Origin of the sequence: Pontibacterium sp. (genome assembly GCF_041587635.1) — a bacterium.
GTDB lineage: Bacteria > Pseudomonadota > Gammaproteobacteria > Pseudomonadales > Balneatricaceae > Pontibacterium.
The window spans coordinates 1-19,402 of record NZ_JBFGYC010000006.1 but is presented as its reverse complement, the minus strand read 5'-3'; the positions used below and the strand labels follow the sequence as shown (position 1 = coordinate 19,402).

Sequence of the window (19,402 nt, the reverse complement as noted above, 5' to 3'; positions counted from 1 at the left end):
TATAGACCAATGGGGATACGTGCGCATCCCCGCTTCAGCAAGCAGCTGGGTCTTAACCGTAACGACCTGTAATGTAGTCTTCGGTCTGTTTCTTGGTTGGATTGGTGAACAGCGTATCGGTTACACCAAACTCAATCAGGTCACCCATGTACATAAACGCGGTGTAGTCGGAGACACGTGCCGCCTGCTGCATGTTGTGGGTTACGATCACGATGGTGAAATCATTCTTCAGCTCGTGGATCAGTTCTTCAATTTTCAGTGTGGAGATTGGATCCAGCGCCGATGCAGGCTCATCCAGCAACAGAACTTCAGGTTTTACCGCGATGGTACGTGCAATGACCAGACGCTGCTGCTGACCACCGGACATACCCAGAGCACTTTCGTGCAGGCGGTCTTTCACTTCATCCCACAACGCGGCAGAGCGCAATGCCCACTCGACGGTATCGTCGATCACACGCTTTTTCTTGATGCCCTGAATACGCAGGCCGTAAGCCACGTTTTCATAGATCGATTTCGGAAACGGGTTGGGCTTCTGAAATACCATACCCACACGGCGGCGCAGTTCTGCAACGTCAATACTGCGGTCATAGATGTTGCTGTCATCCAGCATAATCTGACCGGTGATGTTGCAGCTATCAACCAGATCGTTCATACGGTTGAAGCAGCGCAGCAGGGTTGATTTACCGCAACCGGATGGCCCGATGAAAGCCGTTACACGGTTTTTCGGGATCTTCATGTCGATACCGTGCAGGGCTTCTTTGTCACCGTACGCAAGACGCAGGTCCTTCACTTCCAGAGTGCAGGTTTCGTCTTCCAGATTCAGTACACGGTTGTCACGCTGCATGGCAGAAATATCAATGGCGTGGGTTTTTGCTTCACTAGTCATGGCTTAAACCTTTCGAATAAATTCCGCTATCCAGCGTTACATTTCAAGTGCTTTGTATTTTTCACGTAAGTGGTTACGAATCGCAATGGCTGAGAGGTTCAGCAGGGCGATAACGATCACCAGCAGCAGTGCAGTGGCATACACCAGCGGGCGAGCTGCTTCTACGTTCGGGCTTTGGAAACCCACATCATAGATGTGGAAGCCCAGATGCATAAATTTCTGATCCAGGTGCAGATACGGGTAGTTGGTATCCAGCGGCAGGCTCGGTGCCAGCTTAACCACACCAACCAGCATCAGCGGTGCGACTTCACCTGCGGCTCGGGCAATCGCCAGGATGACACCGGTCATCATCGCCGGGCTGGCCATTGGCAGTACCACTTTCCACAGTGTTTCCGCTTTGGTCGCACCCAGTGCCAGAGAGCCTTCACGTACCGCACGAGGGATACGGGAGAGGCCTTCTTCGGTTGCCACAATAACAACCGGTACGGTCAGCAGTGCCAGTGTCAGAGAGGCCCACATCAGACCCGGTGTACCAAAGGTCGGTGCCGGTTTGGCTTCCGGGAAGAAGGCATCATCAATATGACCACCCAGGAAGTAAACGAAGAAACCCAGACCAAATACACCGTATACGATGGATGGTACACCAGCCAGGTTGTTCACCGCGATGCGAATCAGACGGGTCACAAAACCCTGTTTCGCATATTCACGCAGATAAACAGCAGCGATGACACCAAACGGGGTTACCATCACGGCCATCAGGATAACCATCATCACGGTACCAAAAATTGCCGGGAAGATACCGCCTTCGGTATTCGCTTCACGTGGATCGGCGGACATAAATTCCCAGATCTTGGCGAAGTAATGCAGGACCTTATCGGTGATGCTCATGTTGTTCGGCAGGAAGGCCCGCACAACTTTAGCGACATCGATTTCAAGTACCTGACCACCGGCCGCTTCTGCGGTGAATGTATCGCGGTTGATCTGTGTGTACAGATCCAGCAGGACTTGCTGCAGGCTCTGGTATTCTGCATCCAGCTCTTTGCGGCGCTGATCGATCTCGGCATAGCGGGACTGATCCGTCACCTCTTTCAGCTGCAGTGAACGTTCCTTCAGACGCAGGCGCTCAAGCTCGTAGTTGATCGCCCCGATGTCGTCTTTTTCGATCTCTTCGATCTGATGGTGCAGATCCAGTGCGCGGTCGATACTTGCCTGGAATTTGTTCCAGACATTCATGTATTCCGCGTTTTTCTCGTAGCCATCGTGGCTGGCAACAACCTGGCCGTTCTCTTTCAGGCTGCGCAGGTAACCGTAGAAGTTACCCCACTCACGACGTTCCGCCGCAAACATCATCTCAGGTGTGGTGCGGTTCAGCATGAAGTCGTCCAGTACCCAGATAAAGTCAGAACCGCCAACATCACGGTTACCAATCTTCATCAGGTCTCGCTGCATAAACTCGAGGCCTTCTGGCACGTTCACGCCGCTTTCGCGCAGCTGAGCCGCAGGTACATTTTCAATCTCAACCAGCTCACCTGCCATACGCAGGGTGTTGCCGTTTTCGGTGTAGTCTGCCTGATGGATGTTGGCAGGCCAGAAGTGACCCAAACCACGTACCGCAATCAGGGATAGCAGGCCAACCACCATGATCAGACAGATCGCAACGGCACCGGCGTTCAACCAAACCCACGGCTCGCCGGATTTAGTCCATTCTTTTAATGAAACTCGCATCGGTTATATTCCTCAATCAAGCCGGATTACAGAGAGCCATACTTCTTGCGAAGGTGCTGACGAATGGTCTCGGCCAACGTATTCACCATGAAGGTGAACAGGAAGAGCACAAAGGCCGCCAGGAACAGAATACGGAAATGGGTACTGCCCACCTCGGATTCCGGCATCTCCACTGCGATGTTTGCTGCCAGTGTACGCATACCTTCAAAGATGTTGATGTCCATGATGGGGGTGTTACCGGTGGCCATCAGTACGATCATGGTTTCGCCCACCGCACGACCCATACCGATCATCACCGCAGAGAAAATACCCGGGCTGGCGGTTGGCATCACCACGCGCACCAGTGTCTGCCATGGGGTCGCACCCAGTGCCAGAGAGCCGTAACTCAGATGCTTAGGCACCGCGAAGATCGCGTCCTCGGTGATAGAGAAGATGGTTGGGATAACCGCAAAGCCCATCGCGATACCAACAACCAACGCGTTACGCTGGTCGTAGTTGATACCCAGCTCTGTTGTGATCCACTCGCGCATATCTCCGGCGAACAATACCTGCTCAACACCGTCGGCGATCCAGAGTCCAAAGAAGGTTGCCAGAATGATCACCGGGATCAGCATGGCGGTATCCCAGCCTTCAGGGATCAGGTAGCGGATATGCTTAGGCATACTCGCCCAGGCAAATGCAAAGATCAGTATGGCGGCCGGTATCATCAACAGACAGACAAAGATGCCGGTCAGGTTGGTTTCCATAAACGGTGCCAGCCAGAGACCCGCCAGGAAACCCAGAATAACGGTTGGCAGTGCTTCCATCAGTTCGATGAACGGTTTCACTTTGCGGCGCAGTGCCGGAACCATGAAGTATGCGGTGTAGATCGCACCACAGATCGCCAGTGGTGTCGCCAGCAGCATGGCGTAGAACGCTGCTTTCAACGTACCAAAGGCCAGCGGCATCAGACTGTACTTAGGCTCAAAGTCATTGGTGGATGCGGAGGACTGCCAAGTGTAATCCGGTTCTTGATAACCTTCGTACCAAACCTCACCCCACAACGCATCCCAGGACACTTCCGGGTGTTCGTTGTCGATCAGCCAGAATGACAGTTTATTGTCCTGCTCAACCAGCAAGGCATTGGAGCGTGGGGACAGTGCAATAGTAGAGGCTGTACCTGTTACTACTTGTTCTGTCAGCACGTTGCGGTTGGCGGTGGAGTTATACAGGCGCAGGCTGCCGTTGGTATCAATGGTGGCAAAGCCTTTACGACGGTGTTCCATCGACATGCCATTGATTGCGGTGGTGCCGCCTTCAAATGAGCGAATCTTTTTCAGACGCCAGATGTTTTTGTCGTCACGAATCAGGAACCACTGGCTGATGCCGCCATTATCGTCGGCCACCATCAGAGAGTTACCACCCAGCAGTAAGCTAAAACCGGTGATGTTGCCGGTAGAGGCATCCAGAATCTGAGTGGTTTCTGAACCATCTGCGGCGAGATCCATGACCGCCAGTTTGTTGTCGTTACCTGCGATCAGTAACCAGCGGCGATCCGGCATCAGCAACAGTTTGCTGACTGGTACACGCAATTTTGGCAGCGCTTCGGTATCGACCGTGGTTTCGACTTCACCGGTGATGAAGTTCTCGTCAAAGCTCAGGTTCGCCAGCGCCAGACCTTGTTCAGTACTGGCAATGATCCGCCATGCTTCTTCGTCGCCATTCAGAGCCAGCTCGGTTACAGCACTGTTGGCTACGGAGAGTGGTTCTTCGCCGAACGGGAATTCGAGGAAGGGAGTGATAACACGTTTGCCATCCGGGTAAGTGGATTTGTAGCTGTGTTTCATCGCCAGGACTTTGCCATCGCTCAGTCCGACCGCAAAGATGCGGCTGGCGTCTGAAGCCAGAGCAAAGCTGGTGATCTCCGTACCCGCAGGTACCGGGATATTTTGCTGCTGCAGGATGTCACCGGTGCGCGTATCGAAGAAAATGATCTCCCCCTGATCCGTTACACGCAGACCAATCTCGGCCTGCTCTTCCATGGTCAGATAGAGGGTCTTTCCGCGACCTGGGGCTTCATACGGTGCTGCAGCCTGACCGTTCGCCTGCCATTGTTTAATTTCGGCAGAGTGGAACAGGGGCGCAACTTCATACAGCAGGTAGAAGAAGATCAGTAGGATTGCGACGATGACACTGATACCGCCAAAGGCGATACCAACAGAAGCCGACTTGTCTTTAAACGCGCGAAATTTGCGCAGACGTTTGGCCGCTGGCGTGTCGAAATCGAGTTCGGTGGCTAGGGATGTGTTATCAATGCTCATGGCACAAAGGTCCTGAGAGGTCCTGAAATTAGCGTCGGGCGTACAATAAGACAAGTTTGTTACGCTTGTGTTACATGGGGTTCACTAACGCAAATGGGGGTTCCAAAAGGAACCCCCATTTATCATGAGATCAAAAGATCTCGTCAGATGATCTGTGGGATTACAGGCCCAGAGCAGACATCTGTTTTTCTACCAGTTTAGCTGGCAGAGGGATGTAGCCGTCTTTTACAACCACTTCCTGACCTACTTTAGACATCACCATCTTCAGGAACTCACGCTCCAGTGGAGACATAGGCTGACCTGGCTTCTTGTTCACGTATACGTATAGTGAACGTGCCAGCGGGTAAGAACCGTTCAGAGAGTTCTCAGGCGTTGCTGCAACAAACTTCTGGCCAGGCTTTTTAGCCAGTGGCAGTGCGCGTACGGAAGACGTTTTGTAGCCGATACCGGAGTAGCCGATGCCGTTCAGGGACGTGGAAACGGACTGTACAACGGAAGCAGAACCTGGCTGCTCGTTCACGTTGTTCTTGAAGTCACCTTTACACAGCGCTTTCTTCTTGAAGTAACCGTAAGTACCGGATACGGAGTTACGACCGAAGATCTGGATACTCTTGCCCGCCAGAGTACCTTCTACACCAGAATCGCCCCATTTGGTGATGTCTGCTGCGTTGCCACATTTACGCGTGGAGGAGAAGATAGCGTCAACCTGAGGAATTGTCAGGCCTTTCACTGGGTTATCTTTATGTACGTATACCGCGAGAGCGTCGATCGCTACAGCAACTGGAGTTGGCTTGTAACCGAATTTCTTCTCAAACGCTGCGATCTCTTTGTCCTTCATCTTACGAGACATAGGACCCAGGTTAGAGGTACCTTCAGTCAGCGCTGGAGGTGCAGTAGAAGAACCCGCAGCCTGAATCTGGATGTTAACGTTCGGGTAGTTACGCTTGAACTCTTCCGCCCACAGGGTCATCAGGTTCGCCAGAGTATCAGAACCTACAGAAGACAGGTTTCCAGATACACCAGACGCTTTCTGGTAAGTAGGCAGGTTTTTGTCCAGCAGATCTGCAGCGTTTGCAGTCATGCAGGTTGCAGAGATTGCAACAGCTGCAAACAGCTTCTTCATCGGTTTCATCATAATCTCCAGAGAGAATAATTTGGTTTGTATTTTGCGATGGAGGCTACTATAAAATCGATTTGTGACATTCATATGACATGTGTGTTCACGAATGACTTTCGTGTGAAAAAGCCCTGATCTAAAGCAGAGATACCAAGGGTCTATAATGTGTAGACTTTAGTTGTAATCGGGTGTTACCTTGGGCACGGCAGGTGCCCGTATTCAGTAAAGTGCCCTGTCTTGCTGTCTATATAGGGAGTCATGCGATAAGCAGGCCCGCATAATATAGGTATCGGCACGATAACCTAACGTCCGGTACACTGCAGATATTACGATGTTACAAAGTACTCCAAGTGGAAGTCGCGCCATGATAAACAACAATGAAGATCCGATTCTGTCACCGGAAGGTCAGCTTACCCTGACATTGCCTGCCGATCCTCAGGCCACCAACATGTTTGGTGATGTATACGGTGGCTGGGTATCGTCCCAGATTGTACTGGCGGCGGAGATTAAAGCAGCTGAAGTGACCCGTGGTCGAGTGGCAACTGTATCTGTAGGCAGCATGGAATTCATGTCACCGGTGTTGGTGGGTACTGTATTGTCCTTTTATACCCGGGTATTAGAGTCCGGACGCAGTTCATTGCGTATTCGGGTTGAAGTCTGGGGACGTTGCCCGGATGGCAGTGACGTGCGTAAAGTGACAGAAGCGGAGTGTGTGCAGGTGGCGATTGACGGCCATGGCCATATCCGTGCGATCGATTTCGGTTAACCATCCGGTCGCGCGCAAGCAATAGAGGCGCGGCCTTGCTTGATCAAGTTTGATCCGTGATGGAGGTACACATGTTCATATGTTGCCTCACCCACCCGGCGTTATCCGGTCAGGATAACGCTCTCGCATAAGATATCTTCTACCCAAAGAACCAGTATCCACATACGATAGCCGCAATAATACCGGCTAGATCGGCTGTCAGACCACAGGCTACTGCGTGCCGGGTATGACGAATCCCGACCGAGCCGAAATAGACCGCCAATACATAAAAGGTGGTTTCGGTTGAACCCTGAATGATGGATGCCACATGGGCGGCAAAAGAATCGACCCCTTGCGAATGCATGGTTTCCAGCATCATCGCCCGTGCGCCGGAACCGGACAGCGGTTTCATAATGGCGGTAGGCAGTGCCTCCGCAAAACGTGTATCCAGCCCAAATAACGCGACGCCTTCACGTAACAACCACACGAACCCGTCCAATGCACCACTGGCCCGTAGTACACCGATGGCCACCAACATAGCCAGCAGGTAGGGGATGATCATGATCGCGACATTAAAGCCCTGCTTTGCACCCTCGATAAAGGTCTCGTAGATATTGACCCCTTTTCGATGGGCGCTAACCAGAAAGAAGATAATGATGCTGAAGATCAGTAGATTGCCGATCAGTGATGACTGGCGTTGTAACTCATCCACCGCCAGTGTGCTGAAGTATGCGACTGAGGCCAGTAATACCGCGGCGAAACCGCCCAGATATAACAGCGTAATACGATCCCAGAGCCGGATCTTTTGTACCCATGAAACGGCTAAGAGTCCGGCGAGTGTAGAGCAGGCAGTAGCGATCAGGATAGGAATAAAAACATCGGTGGGGTTGGCTGCCCCTTGTTGTGCCCGATACAGAAATACCGTAATCGGGAACAGCGTGACCGAAGAGGTATTGAGCACCAAAAACAGAATTTGAGCGTTGCTTGCGGTGTCTTTCTGCGGGTTCAGGCTTTGCAGATCCTGCATCGCCTTTAAACCCAGCGGGGTCGCTGCGTTATCCAGCCCCAGCATATTGGCAGACAAATTCATGGTCATTGAGCCAATGGCGGGATGCCGTGGAGGCAGGTCCGGCATCAGACGGGTAAACAGGGGGGTTAGCACACGAGCAAGCTTGTCGATCAGGCCAGCGGCTTCGGCCAGCTTCATGATGCCCAGCCAGAAGGCGAGGGTGCCGATAAGACCAATCGCCAGTTCCACGGACAGTTTTGACATATCAAAGGTGGATTGCACCAAACGTTGAAATACTTCAGCATCGTCCAGCCAGAGCCATTGATAGAGGCCACCGGCAAATGCAGCGAGAAAAAAGAACAGCCAGATCCGATGCAGCATAAATGAGAAGGTCCTTATCTTGTTCAGAAGTATGATAGTGTAAACAACGGTTGATCGTAATCATCGTTCCTCACAAGATGGATTGCAGTTTCATATTTCTGCACCTAGACTTTTGAGCTAACTGTGCGGGTCAGGAAGACCGGCCGTCGCTTTAATAGGAGACTTCGTTTTGAGCAGCACGAAGAAAACTGCGTTTGATGACACGCTGGATGCAGTGCCATTGCTGGAGTATCAGCAGTCCCAGAAGTTGGTTCAGTGTTTTACCCAGAACGATAATGGGGAGCAGCGGATGCGCCTTGTTGAGATGGAAAACTTCCGTCTCTGGGAATACATGATGACGACTAAGCATGGTCTTGAAATTCTGGAACCGGAGCCGTGCCTGTGGATTCATCAAGGTGATTTTGACCGTAAGCAGGATATTTTTAGTCATGCGCCGAGTGTCAAAGCCGTCAATCGCGTTGTGCTAAGCATCTACGATGAAGCCTATGGCTTCAGTCACTTTATCAACCGTTTCGTCAGTGCAGCCGATACCGAGCAGTTAATCGAGATTCTGAAAAGCCATATGCAGGGACGTTTAAACAAAGGTGATGAATGTGAAGTCATCGTGGTTGAGGGTTACTGTGTGCAGCGCTGGCAGCACGAAAGCCTGCCGCCGTTGATGGTTGGTCTGTCCTGCTAATTATCTGATTCTTAAATAAAAAAGGCTGCAAACGCAGCCTTTTTTATTGCCCTGAGAAGCGGGCAGCTTAGAGAGGTTGTAGGTTGGCGAAGCCAACAACCAGCCACTTCGGCCCTTCAAAGTCGAAATTGACCTGTACCCGTGCTTTGGGGCCCGAGCCTTCAAAGTTCAGCACGGTACCTTCGCCAAACTTCTGATGGTTCACCCGTTGTCCCAACGACAGATTAGTGGCGGGGATCTCGGCGCTGGAGAGCGAGCTATTGCCGCCAAACAGACTGGATTTTTCGGGACGTGCGGAGATTGGGCGAGAAACCGACGCATTCAGGCGCACCTCTTCCAGTAGGTGATCCGGGACTTCACGGATAAAACGGGAAGGGCGGTTAAAGGTTTCCTGCCCGTGCAGGCGGCGCGACTCTGCGTAGGTAATATGCAGTTTCTTCATGGCGCGAGTAATACCCACATAACAAAGACGACGCTCCTCTTCGAGACGCCCCGGTTCTTCGGCAGACATCTTGTGTGGGAACAAGCCTTCCTCCATCCCCGCCAAAAATACTAATGGGAACTCCAGACCTTTAGCCGAGTGCAGCGTCATCAGCTGCACGCTATCCTGATGTTCATCTGCCTGGGCATCACCGGCATCCAGTGCAGCCTGATCCAAAAAGGCGGCTAAGGGTGAGGTGAAGGCCTCTTCAAAACTCTCATCCCACTGATGGAGGAACTGTTTCGCCGCGTTGGTCAGTTCGCCAAGGTTTTCGATGCGGGACTGGGCTTTTTCACCTTTCTCTTTCAGGTGATGTTCGATCAGTCCGGAGCGCTCGACCACGTGTTCAGTCTGCTCGTGCAGCTCAACACCCTCGGTCTCTTTCGTTAACTCATTGATCAGATTGAGAAAGGCGACCAATGCGTTGCTGGCACGGGCGGGTAGCTTTTGCAGCCCGACGACTTCGGTCGCCGCGCGCCACATGGAAATTTGTTCGATGCGGGCATGCTCACGCACCACTTCCACCGTACGGGTGCCGATACCGCGTGTGGGCACATTGATCACCCGTTCCATTGCCGTATCGTCGTCGCGGTTGGCGATCAGGCGCATATAAGCCAGTGCGTTTTTGATCTCCAGACGATCATAGAACCGTTGCCCACCGTAGATACGATAGGGTACAGCGGCGCGAATCAACGCTTCCTCAAGTACCCGGGACTGGGCATTGGAGCGGTAGAGAATGGCGGATTCCCGACGTAAATTGCCTTCGTTCGACCACTGACTGATCTGATCGACGATAAAGCGCGCTTCGTCTTGTTCATTGAACGCGGCATACAGCGAGATCGGGTCGCCGTCGCTGGAATCGGTACGCAGCTCTTTACCCAGTCGGCCCTGGTTGTTGCGGATGACTTCGTTGGCTGCGCTCAGAATCGTGTTGGTGGAGCGATAGTTCTGTTCCAGCTTAATGGTTTCGGTGCCGGGGAAGTCGTTATTCAGGTTCTGGATGTTTTCGATCTTCGCGCCACGCCAGCCGTAGATGGACTGGTCATCATCGCCGACAGCCATCATCTTAGGATCACTGCCGGTGAGCAGGCGCAGCCAGCCGTACTGGATGCTGTTGGTATCCTGAAACTCGTCGACCAGAATGTAGCGGAAACGCTCCTGATAATGGGCGAGCAGGTTAGGGCGTCGGTCACGCAGCAGCTCCAGAGCACGCAGTAAAAGCTCGCCAAAATCGATCATGCCGCCGCGTTCACAGGCTTGCTCATACGCCTGATACATCTTCAGCATCATCTGGTTGAACTGATCACCCGACGGTTCGATATGCTGGGAGCGCAGGCCTTCGTCTTTCTGTTCGTTGATGTACCACTGGAACTGACGTGCCGGCCAGCGGGTTTCATCAAAGCCCATCTCCTTCGACAGTCGTTTGACCAGACGTAACTGGTCATCGCTGTCCATGATCTGGAAGTTTTCCGGTAATCCGGCGTCCTGCCAGTGCGAGCGCAGCAGGCGGTGTGCGAGGCCGTGGAAGGTGCCGACCCACATGCCCTGAGGGTTGATTCCCAGCAATTCTTCGATACGTCCCCGCATCTCACGCGCTGCCTTATTGGTAAAGGTCACGGCCATGATGGAGTAAGGTGACATCCCTTCGGTCTGGATCAGCCAGGCGATACGGTGCACCAGAACGCGGGTTTTACCCGAGCCTGCACCTGCCAATACGAGCAGGTTTTGTACCGGTGCGGTGACGGCCTGACGCTGAGCATCGTTAAGGGAGTCGATAATGTGGGTAACGTCCATAGAACTGTCGCTATCTGAAGTTGGGCTGGGAATAGAGAGATTAGAAGGTACAGGGGGTAGAGTATACCCCCTGATACTGTATATGTTTACAGCATTGTGCGTTTATTGCGGTAATGCCGCCGGTGTCTCGATACGGGCCAGCAGAATCTGCTTCAATTCATCCGGATCTTTGATTTTGGTCTCGACATCACCGGAGCGCATCCCCTGCTCGACACCCAGTGCTGGAATCAGGCGGGAGAGCCAGAATCGCATAGCGGCGGTACGGGTCAGGATCGGCCAGGCTTCATACTCAAAATCGACAAACGGTCGTTCACTGTTGTAGGCCTTCAGTAGCGCCTGTTCACGCGTGGGATCGATCTTCCCGTTAGGCAAACTGCACCAGTCGTTGGCGACAATGGCCAGATCAAACAGCCAGAACGCGGTGGCCGCGTTGTAGATGTCGAGAATCGCACTGAGTTTATCGCCATCGAACAGCACGTTGTCATGGAACAGATCACCATGGATGATGCCGCTGGGCAGTTTGTCGCCTTGATCGCGTAACTCATCAAACAGTTTGACCTCATTCAGCAGCAGTTGGGCGTCCTCCGCGGAGAGCAGAGACTGAATACGGCTACTTTCACTGCGCCACCAGAAGACACCGCGGTGCGCCTGACGGCTCAGATAAAAATCTTTGCTCGCCGTATGGAAGCGTGCGAGTGCTTGCCCGACTTCAGCACAGTGTTCAGGTTTCAGCTGATCGCGTGCGATGTGACGACCGGCGAATCGCGGTTGCAGCATCGCCGGGCGATCATTAAGCCGCTTTTGCGCAATACCGTTTCGATCGGTGATGCCGTAAGGAAGCGGAATACCGCGTTCAGCCTGCCATTGGGCCAGCTCAACAAAAAACGGCAGCTCTTCGCCACTCAGCTCTTCAAACAGGGTCAGCACATATTGCTGCTCCTGCATGTCCTGTTTCAGAGTGACAAAGTAGTTGGTGTTCTCGATACCACCCTGAATGCCTTCCAGTGCGACCTGCGATCCCAGGTCAAAGTCGAGCAGCAGGCGATCAAGATCGTCTGGAGTTACTTGAGTATATACAGCCACGTGATTACCAGCGGAACAGAATCCATTTAGGGATGAGAAGTTGAGACTGATCGGCGCGAATAAACTCGTCGCCGTCGGCCGGTACCAGATAATACGGCTTACCGTTCTCGGGTACGACTTTGATTTCGCGCAGTTCACCGTTGATACGGTATTCGTAAAAGGTTGATCCTTCACCGTGACGGATAGTGACCTCAGGTTCGTTTTCATCGAACTGAGGTAGAGACTCCGCCTGTGCCAGAGGCGCGATCAGTAAAAGCGCGGTCAGCAGCAATCGTTTCATAATATATCCTTTGTTTTGGTTGGCCGCATCGATATCGACTATGATTGTCGCCCTGAACTAGTCCGAACTGCAACCAACATGGATACCGCCATGAGCGAACAGCACTCTCCCCTCATTTTAGTTGACGGCTCTTCCTATTTATACCGTGCATTCTTTGCGTCACAACAAGCCGACCTGAGAACGTCGGATGGCGTGCCAACCGGGGCTGTGCGAGTGGTAACCTCCATGCTGCGTAGCTTGCTCAAGCAGTATCCGCAGAGTCCGGTGGTGGTGATCTTTGACGCCAAGGGTAAAACTTTCCGTGATGATATCTATCCGGAATACAAAGCGCAGCGTCCGCCTATGCCGGATGATCTGCGTCTGCAGATTGAGCCGATCCATAATATTGTCCGCGCCATGGGGCTGCCACTGATCGCCGTGGAGGGGGTGGAAGCCGATGATGTGATCGGAACTCTGGCGGTTGAGGCCAGCGCAAAAGGGATCGACACGGTGATCTCCACTGGCGATAAAGATATGGCGCAGCTGGTGGACAAGCACGTCACCCTGATCAACACCATGACGGATACCGTGATGGATGAGGCGGGTGTGGAAGAGAAATTTGGTATCCCGCCGCATCTGATTATCGATTATCTGGCCCTGATGGGCGATAAAGTCGATAACATTCCGGGCGTACCGGGAGTTGGTGAGAAAACCGCACTGGCCCTGTTGCAGGGGATTGGCAGTATCAAAGATCTGTATGCGAATCTGGATAAAATTCCGGCACTGGGTTTCCGTGGTTCCAAAACGATGCCGAAAAAGCTGGAAACGCATCGCGAAGAAGCGGAGCTGTCCTATCTGTTGGCGACGATCAAAACAGATGTGGAACTGGATTCTCAGGTGGAAGATTTTGTGCTGCCAGCACCGGATAACGCAGCGCTGAAAGAACTCTTTTCTACCTTTGAGTTTCGTAGCTGGGTACGTGATCTGAGCAGCGATGCAGCTGAATCTACCGATCAGCCGATGGACGATGATGAACCTCAGGCGCCGGAAAACGTTGAATACGAAACCGTACTCGATGAAGCCGCGTTGGATCGTTGGATCAAAGTGCTGACAGAGGCGGAGCTTTTTGCGTTTGATACGGAAACGACCAGCCTCAACTACATGGAAGCGGAGCTGGTGGGGGTTTCGTTTGCGGTTGAGCCCGGTAAAGCCGCGTACGTGCCGGTGGCACACGATTATATGGGTGCGCCTGAGCAGATCAGTCGTGAGCGTCTGTTAGAGAAGCTTAAACCGCTGCTGGAAAGCGAGAGCCATCTTAAAGTGGGTCAGCACATCAAATACGATATGAATGTGCTGGCGCGTTACGACGTCACTCTGCGGGGTGTCGCGTACGACACCATGCTGGAGTCATATATCTACAACTCCACCGACACCCGCCATGATATGGACAGTCTGGCGGATAAATACCTGGGTGTTAAAACCGTTCACTTTGAAGATATTGCCGGGAAAGGCAAAAAGCAGCTGACCTTCAACCAGATCGAACTGGAGCAGGCCGCCCCTTATGCGGCGGAAGACGCCGATATTACGCTGCGTCTGCACCAGGCGCTGGTCGCAAAACTGGATAGTACACCGGACGTTAAACCGGTATTCGAAGAGATTGAGCGTCCGCTGATTCCGGTGTTGTCCCATATTGAACGGAACGGCGCGCTGGTCGATGCCAATCTGCTCGGATTGCAGAGTGTGGAGATCAGTCAGCGGTTGCAGGAACTGGAAAAAGAAGCCCATGAGGAAGCGGGTGAGCCATTCAACCTGAGCTCGCCTAAACAGCTTCAGGTGATCCTCTTCGAGCAGAAAAAGTTGCCGGTCCTGAAGAAGACACCAAAAGGTGCCCCATCTACGGCTGAAGAGGTGCTACAGGAGCTGGCACTGGACTACCCGCTGCCGAAGCTGATTCTGGAACATCGCGGCCTGAGTAAGCTGAAGTCGACCTACACCGACAAATTGCCACAAATGATCAATCCGGCCACGGGACGTATTCATACCTCGTATCATCAGGCCGTCACGGCGACCGGACGCCTGTCGTCATCCGATCCTAACTTGCAGAACATCCCGGTACGAAATGCGGAAGGTCGTCGTATCCGTCAGGCATTTATTGCCCCTCAGGGCTATAAAATTGTGGCAGCGGATTACTCTCAGATCGAGCTGCGGATCATGGCTCATCTGTCACAGGACCAAGGACTGCTCAATGCGTTTAGCCATGGTGATGATGTACACCGAGCGACGGCAGCAGAGGTGTTCAAAACAGAGGTGACTGACGTCACCACAGAACAACGCCGTCGTGCTAAAGCGATCAACTTTGGTTTGATTTACGGTATGTCTGCCTTTGGCCTGGGTAAACAGTTGGGCGTCGGGCGGAATGAAGCGCAGCAGTACATTGAGCACTATTTCGAAACCTATCCGGGTGTCCAGCACTACATGGATGATATTCGTACCAAAGCGGCGGAACAGGGCTACGTAGAAACCCTGTTTGGTCGTCGCCTCTACCTGCCAGAGATCAAGGCGAAGAATGCCATGCGCCGTCAGGCTGCAGAGCGCACAGCGATCAATGCACCGATGCAGGGTACTGCGGCAGATATCATTAAGAAGGCGATGTTAAGCGTAGACGAATGGTTATCCAGTGGAGAGATGGACGCCCGCATCATCATGCAGGTGCACGATGAATTGGTGTTTGAAGTGCGTGAAGACCAGGTGGAGGCGTTTGTGTCGGCGGTCAAAGATAAGATGGCTGCGGCGGCCAAATTGGACGTGCCGTTGGTGGTGGATGCCGGTGTGGGTGATAACTGGGAACAGGCACATTAGGCTACCTCTGAATAAAAATTAGACAGAGGTTGAACCTTTTTGATTCAATGCAGTCACATACTGTGAGTCACATTCAAGACTGTGCCATGGTAGTGGCTCTCTAAAACAAGCATGCGTTGAGGCCCTAGATACCCCCTTGTTCCCCTTCCAGGTATCCAGGGCTTCTTTTTGTCTGCTGTTTGGCGCCGTTATTCTTCTGGCTGCCCTTCGAACTCGTCTTCCATACCCTCAAGCAACCAGCTGTCGATGCGCATGCTGAGCTGGTCGATACCCTGACGTTTCAGCGCAGAGAATATCTGTAGGGATACATTGTCGCCCAGCTCTGCTGTCAGCTCCTTCTTCAGTTTCAGCAAGGTGCTTTGTGCAGGACCTTTCTTCAGCTTGTCGGCTTTGGTTAGCAAAACATGCAGCGGCATACCTGTACTTTTACACCATTGCGTCATCATTTGGTCGAACTCTTTCATTGGATGACGGATATCCATGACCAGCACGACACCCCGCAGACATTCGCGTTTTTGCAGGTAATTGTCGAGATGCTTCTGCCAGTGCAGTTTCATTTCCAGTGGCACTTTGGCGAAGCCATAACCGGGTAGATCGACGATACGCGTGTTCTCAATATTGAGATCAAAAAAGTTGATCAACTGCGTACGGCCCGGGGTTTTCGAGGTTCTGGCCAGCTTCTTGTTATTGGTCAGAGTGTTGATTGCGCTGGACTTCCCTGCGTTGGAGCGACCTGCAAAGGCTACCTCCGCACCGATGTCTTCCGGACACTGGCTGAGTTTGGCAGCGCTTTTGTTAAAACGTGCTGAGTTGTAGCTTATCGGTGAGCGTTTTATTGACATGTGTAGGGTTCGCGCCTTGTCGGAACAGAGATTGCCGTTCCAGTTTGTATGGATATTAGGTTATAATTGCGCCAAATTTTACCTGTGATAAGCGAAAGGCTCTAGTGTCACAGGCAAGTGAGGTTCTCACGATCATCGGATTTCAGCCCTGAACGCTGCCGGTGAACGTCAAAAAACTTATTAAAATCAAGAGTCTGGGTTCTCGTCGATGAATAAACTACTGATCAGCATGCTGTTGACCCTGGGTATCACTGGTGTAGCTCACGCGGCAGGTGATGCTGCTGCAGGGCAGGCAAAAGCGGCCGTATGTGGCGCGTGCCATGGTGCCGATGGTAACAGTGCAATCGCTAACTTTCCTAAACTGGCCGGCCAGAATGAAAAATATCTGGTTAAGCAGATGAAAGACATCAAAAACGGAGCACGTCCGGTTGTTGAGATGACTGGTCTGCTGGACAACCTGAGTGATCAGGATCTGGCTGATCTCGCGGCATTCTTCGCGAAGCAGGCGACTCAGATCGGTCACGCTGCTAAAGATCAGGTTGAAGCGGGTCAGAAAATTTACCGTGCAGGTATCGCAGCGAAAGGTGTTGCTGCGTGTACAGCGTGCCACAGCCCAACCGGTACGGGTAACGCTTCCGCTGCATTCCCTGCAGTGAGCGGTCAGCACTCTGCATATGTTGAGAAACAGCTTAAGATGTTCCGCAACGCTGAACGTTCTAACGATCCAAACAAGATGATGCGTGATATTGCTGCTAAGCTGAGTGATGCAGAGATCAAAGCCGTTTCTGCTTACATTCAGGGTCTGAACTAAGCCATATTCAGGCTAGATTAAATAAAGGCAGCTTAGGCTGCCTTTTTTATTAGCTGAAATCGAACTTTTCGATCCCTTTCGGAGTCTCACTGAGCTGCTTGAGTGTGAGTTGGAGAAATGAACATGCTAAAAAAACTTGGAATGATGCTAATTGCGCTGATGCTGCCATTGGCTGCGTCGGCAGAGAATGAGGCCGGATTTAAAGAAGGTGTGCACTACGCGGTCTTACCGTTTCCGGTAAAAACCGCAGATGCAAACCGGGTTGAAGTAGTTGAAGCGTTCGGATACCCGTGTCCGCACTGTAATAGTTTTGAACCTTTGGTACAGAACTGGGAGTCGAAAAAGGCTGAAGACGTTAACTTTGTCCGCTTACCGGTTGTGTTTGGTCGTAGCTGGGAGCCGTTTGCACGGGCTTATTACAGCTCAGAGTTGCTGAAGACCGTTGAGAAAACCCACGTCCCTACCTTTAATGCGGTTCACGTAGAACGTCGTCGTTTTGGCAATAAAGATCAGCTGGTCGAGTTTTATGGCAAGCTGGGTGTTGATGAAGCGAAGTTTAGCAAGATGTTCGATTCTTTTGCTGTGACGATGAAGTTGCGTCAAGGCGACTCTAAGCTGCGTGGTTATGGTATCACCGGTGTACCGTCTATGGTCGTTAATGGTAAGTATCGTATCACGGCCCAGATGGCAGGTAGCCATCAGAAAATGCTGGAAGTGGTCGATTATCTGGTCGCTAAAGAGCGTAAAGCCGCTCAATAATTCCAATAGTTTGTTTTAAAAACCGCCAGATCTGGGCGGTTTTTTTATGCCTACAAAGGCTGAAGTTGTTTTAGATCTCTAGAGTTGGTGCGCGGCTTCCTCTAACATAGAGGGAAGAATCAGAGAATGTGCCGTTGTTTCGACTGAGGGTGGATCGTGTCAGCACAGAATGAAGATTGGAAGCAGAAATATAGGGAGCTAGCGCTGGAAATTGAGGACACTCAGTCTCAATTTCAAAAACAGGAAGGACTTCTTAGCCAGATTATCGGGAGCATGGTTTTAGGTCTGGAGGGCGAGGACGCCAAGCTGGACCTTGAATTGAATGAACTCAGAGCAGGATTGGCCCAAAGCGGGAACAGTTCGGCACTGGGGCGTGTCTCCAAGAGTCTGGATAAGCAGATTCGTCGGCGTGATGAGTCCCGTGAAAAGCAGTCCAAGTCAATTCTGGAAGCTGTGCAGCGTTGGATTCGCCAGCTACGTTACTCCACTGAAGAGCAACACATGCATAATTTGCTCGATGCCTGTGAACAACGTAGCAATAAGCTCACCGCCGCCGCCTATGAACTGCCTGCACTGTTAACCGATCTGGTCGAACTGCAAGCGGGGATGTCAGCAGAACAGCCAGCACCGTCTGTAGAGAATGCTACCCCTGCCAAAACAGCCTCCGAAACGGGGGATTCTCCTGAAGAGCAAATGCGTTTGTTGCAGGCTGTTGCAACTGAATTGACGATGCTACTGACGGGATTGCCGTTATCCGATCACGAAGCTGATGATTGCCGTGAATTGCTGCGACGAATTGATGAAGGTATTGTGTTGGCGGATCTGCCGTCGATATTACGTCAGATCATCAGCTTGGTGGGCAAGAGCAGTGGCCAGGGTGATGAAGAATTTGAAAACTACCTGCTGGATCTGAGTTCACAACTGAGTGAAGTTGAGAGCTTCATCAAGGAAAGTCACCACGATCAGAAAAGTATTGGTGAAAATCAGCGCAAGCTGGATATCCAGGTACGCTCGAATGTTCAGCAGCTGCATGAAACAGTTAAAAGTAGCCATGATCTCAAAGAGCTGAAGATGGCGGTTGCAGGAAAACTCCAGCATGTTGTGCAGGCGATGGATGACTTCAAGCGTGATGAAGACAAGCGAGAAACCCGTCTTCAGGAGCGTTATGAAAATTTGCTCGAAAAGGTTGAGCAGATGGAGCAAGAAACGCGTGAAGTTCGGGCCCATATGGAAGCAGAAAAAGCCCGAGCAACCACCGATGCTCTGACGGGTTTGCCAAACCGTGCTGCATACGACGAGCGTATTGCCGAAGAAGTCGCTCGTTGGCAACGTTATCAGACGCACTTCTCTGTGGCGGTGGGGGACTTGGATTTCTTTAAGCGGATCAATGACACCTACGGGCATTTAGCGGGCGATAAAGTGCTGCGTCTGATTGCGAAAGTGGTGAAGTTGAAGCTGCGAGGAACCGATTTTGTAGCGCGTTACGGTGGCGAAGAGTTCGTCATATTGATGCCATCAACAGGGGCAACAGAGGCCCATCAGGCCGTGGACAAAATCCGTCAGGCGGTGGCCAAAAGTCCTTTTAACTTCCATGGTAAGCCCGTCACTGTCACGATGTCGTTTGGCGTAAGCGAATCTAAGGAAGGCGATAACGAAGAGTCTTTGTTTAGTC

Annotated in this window: 15 protein-coding genes; 6 read left to right on the top strand and 9 right to left on the bottom strand. The window is 52.1% G+C overall.

Features of this window, described 5'->3' with window-relative positions; translation table 11 throughout:
* Positions 1-52 precede the first annotated feature (52 nt).
* From pstB to ABYW01_RS00965, 4 genes are all read right to left on the bottom strand, one after another.
* Positions 53-886, bottom strand: coding sequence for a phosphate ABC transporter ATP-binding protein PstB (gene pstB / locus ABYW01_RS00980; RefSeq protein WP_372830675.1), 834 nt, complete (start codon positions 884-886; stop codon positions 53-55).
* Positions 887-922: 36 nt separating this feature from the next.
* Positions 923-2,611: a phosphate ABC transporter permease PstA gene (gene pstA, locus ABYW01_RS00975; protein ID WP_193955266.1), complete on the bottom strand. Its 1,689-nt coding sequence runs from the start codon at positions 2,609-2,611 to the stop codon at positions 923-925.
* A 26-nt stretch (positions 2,612-2,637) separates the two neighbouring features.
* On the bottom strand, positions 2,638-4,911 hold the full coding sequence (locus tag ABYW01_RS00970) for an ABC transporter permease subunit (protein WP_372830674.1): 2,274 nt from the start codon (positions 4,909-4,911) through the stop codon (positions 2,638-2,640).
* 160 nt (positions 4,912-5,071) lie between these two features.
* The gene (locus ABYW01_RS00965) at positions 5,072-6,043 is read right to left on the bottom strand and encodes a PstS family phosphate ABC transporter substrate-binding protein (RefSeq protein WP_372830684.1); all 972 of its coding nucleotides are present in this window, start codon (positions 6,041-6,043) and stop codon (positions 5,072-5,074) included.
* 349 nt (positions 6,044-6,392) lie between these two features.
* Here ABYW01_RS00965 and ABYW01_RS00960 point away from each other — a divergent pair, with 349 nt between their 5' ends.
* Positions 6,393-6,794, top strand: coding sequence for an acyl-CoA thioesterase (locus ABYW01_RS00960; RefSeq protein WP_372830673.1), 402 nt, complete (start codon positions 6,393-6,395; stop codon positions 6,792-6,794).
* 139 nt (positions 6,795-6,933) lie between these two features.
* Here ABYW01_RS00960 and ABYW01_RS00955 read toward each other — a convergent pair whose 3' ends face one another.
* Positions 6,934-8,163: a nucleoside recognition domain-containing protein gene (locus ABYW01_RS00955; RefSeq protein ID WP_372830672.1), complete on the bottom strand. Its 1,230-nt coding sequence runs from the start codon at positions 8,161-8,163 to the stop codon at positions 6,934-6,936.
* 169 nt (positions 8,164-8,332) lie between these two features.
* Between ABYW01_RS00955 and ABYW01_RS00950 the strand changes: the two genes are divergently transcribed.
* Positions 8,333-8,842, top strand: a complete 510-nt coding sequence (locus ABYW01_RS00950; protein ID WP_372830671.1) for a hypothetical protein — start codon at positions 8,333-8,335, stop codon at positions 8,840-8,842.
* 67 nt (positions 8,843-8,909) lie between these two features.
* Here the strand turns inward: ABYW01_RS00950 and uvrD are convergent, their stop codons facing one another.
* The 3 genes from uvrD to ABYW01_RS00935 form a co-directional block, all read right to left on the bottom strand.
* The gene (gene uvrD, locus ABYW01_RS00945; protein WP_372830670.1) at positions 8,910-11,117 is read right to left on the bottom strand and encodes a DNA helicase II; all 2,208 of its coding nucleotides are present in this window, start codon (positions 11,115-11,117) and stop codon (positions 8,910-8,912) included.
* 102 nt (positions 11,118-11,219) lie between these two features.
* On the bottom strand, positions 11,220-12,200 hold the full coding sequence (locus ABYW01_RS00940) for a homoserine kinase (RefSeq protein ID WP_372830669.1): 981 nt from the start codon (positions 12,198-12,200) through the stop codon (positions 11,220-11,222).
* 4 nt (positions 12,201-12,204) lie between these two features.
* Positions 12,205-12,480 (bottom strand): DUF2782 domain-containing protein, encoded by a 276-nt coding sequence (locus ABYW01_RS00935; RefSeq protein ID WP_372830668.1) that lies wholly within the window; start codon positions 12,478-12,480, stop codon positions 12,205-12,207.
* Positions 12,481-12,570: 90 nt separating this feature from the next.
* On the opposite strand from ABYW01_RS00935, the gene polA reads away from it, so the two are divergent.
* Positions 12,571-15,318, top strand: a complete 2,748-nt coding sequence (gene polA / locus ABYW01_RS00930) for a DNA polymerase I (RefSeq protein ID WP_372830667.1) — start codon at positions 12,571-12,573, stop codon at positions 15,316-15,318.
* A gap of 188 nt (positions 15,319-15,506) precedes the next feature.
* On the opposite strand, the gene yihA is transcribed toward polA, so the two are convergent.
* Complete coding sequence (gene yihA, locus ABYW01_RS00925; RefSeq protein ID WP_372830666.1) at positions 15,507-16,160, bottom strand: ribosome biogenesis GTP-binding protein YihA/YsxC; 654 nt, start codon at positions 16,158-16,160, stop codon at positions 15,507-15,509.
* A 208-nt stretch (positions 16,161-16,368) separates the two neighbouring features.
* Between yihA and ABYW01_RS00920 the strand changes: the two genes are divergently transcribed.
* From ABYW01_RS00920 to ABYW01_RS00910, 3 genes are all read left to right on the top strand, one after another.
* Entirely contained in the window at positions 16,369-16,971 is a 603-nt protein-coding gene (locus tag ABYW01_RS00920; protein ID WP_372830665.1) for a cytochrome c, read from the top strand.
* A gap of 123 nt (positions 16,972-17,094) precedes the next feature.
* A complete protein-coding gene (locus tag ABYW01_RS00915; protein WP_372830664.1) occupies positions 17,095-17,730 on the top strand; it encodes a thiol:disulfide interchange protein DsbA/DsbL in 636 nt (211 codons plus the stop codon).
* Between the two features lie 156 nt (positions 17,731-17,886).
* The coding region (locus ABYW01_RS00910) for a GGDEF domain-containing protein (protein ID WP_372830663.1) at positions 17,887-19,402 on the top strand (1,516 nt) is incomplete at its 3' end.

What these genes read in the sequence shown, in the direction of transcription:
- pstB (WP_372830675.1), bottom strand. Translation starts at nt 886, where the DNA reads ATGACTAGTGAAGCAAAAACCCACGCCATTGATATTTCTGCCATGCAG.
- pstA (WP_193955266.1), bottom strand. Translation starts at nt 2,611, where the DNA reads ATGCGAGTTTCATTAAAAGAATGGACTAAATCCGGCGAGCCGTGGGTT.
- ABYW01_RS00970 (WP_372830674.1), bottom strand. Translation starts at nt 4,911, where the DNA reads ATGAGCATTGATAACACATCCCTAGCCACCGAACTCGATTTCGACACG.
- ABYW01_RS00965 (WP_372830684.1), bottom strand. Translation starts at nt 6,043, where the DNA reads ATGAAACCGATGAAGAAGCTGTTTGCAGCTGTTGCAATCTCTGCAACC.
- ABYW01_RS00960 (WP_372830673.1), top strand. Translation starts at nt 6,393, where the DNA reads ATGATAAACAACAATGAAGATCCGATTCTGTCACCGGAAGGTCAGCTT.
- ABYW01_RS00955 (WP_372830672.1), bottom strand. Translation starts at nt 8,163, where the DNA reads ATGCTGCATCGGATCTGGCTGTTCTTTTTTCTCGCTGCATTTGCCGGT.
- uvrD (WP_372830670.1), bottom strand. Translation starts at nt 11,117, where the DNA reads ATGGACGTTACCCACATTATCGACTCCCTTAACGATGCTCAGCGTCAG.
- ABYW01_RS00935 (WP_372830668.1), bottom strand. Translation starts at nt 12,480, where the DNA reads ATGAAACGATTGCTGCTGACCGCGCTTTTACTGATCGCGCCTCTGGCA.
- polA (WP_372830667.1), top strand. Translation starts at nt 12,571, where the DNA reads ATGAGCGAACAGCACTCTCCCCTCATTTTAGTTGACGGCTCTTCCTAT.
- yihA (WP_372830666.1), bottom strand. Translation starts at nt 16,160, where the DNA reads ATGTCAATAAAACGCTCACCGATAAGCTACAACTCAGCACGTTTTAAC.
- ABYW01_RS00920 (WP_372830665.1), top strand. Translation starts at nt 16,369, where the DNA reads ATGAATAAACTACTGATCAGCATGCTGTTGACCCTGGGTATCACTGGT.
- ABYW01_RS00915 (WP_372830664.1), top strand. Translation starts at nt 17,095, where the DNA reads ATGCTAAAAAAACTTGGAATGATGCTAATTGCGCTGATGCTGCCATTG.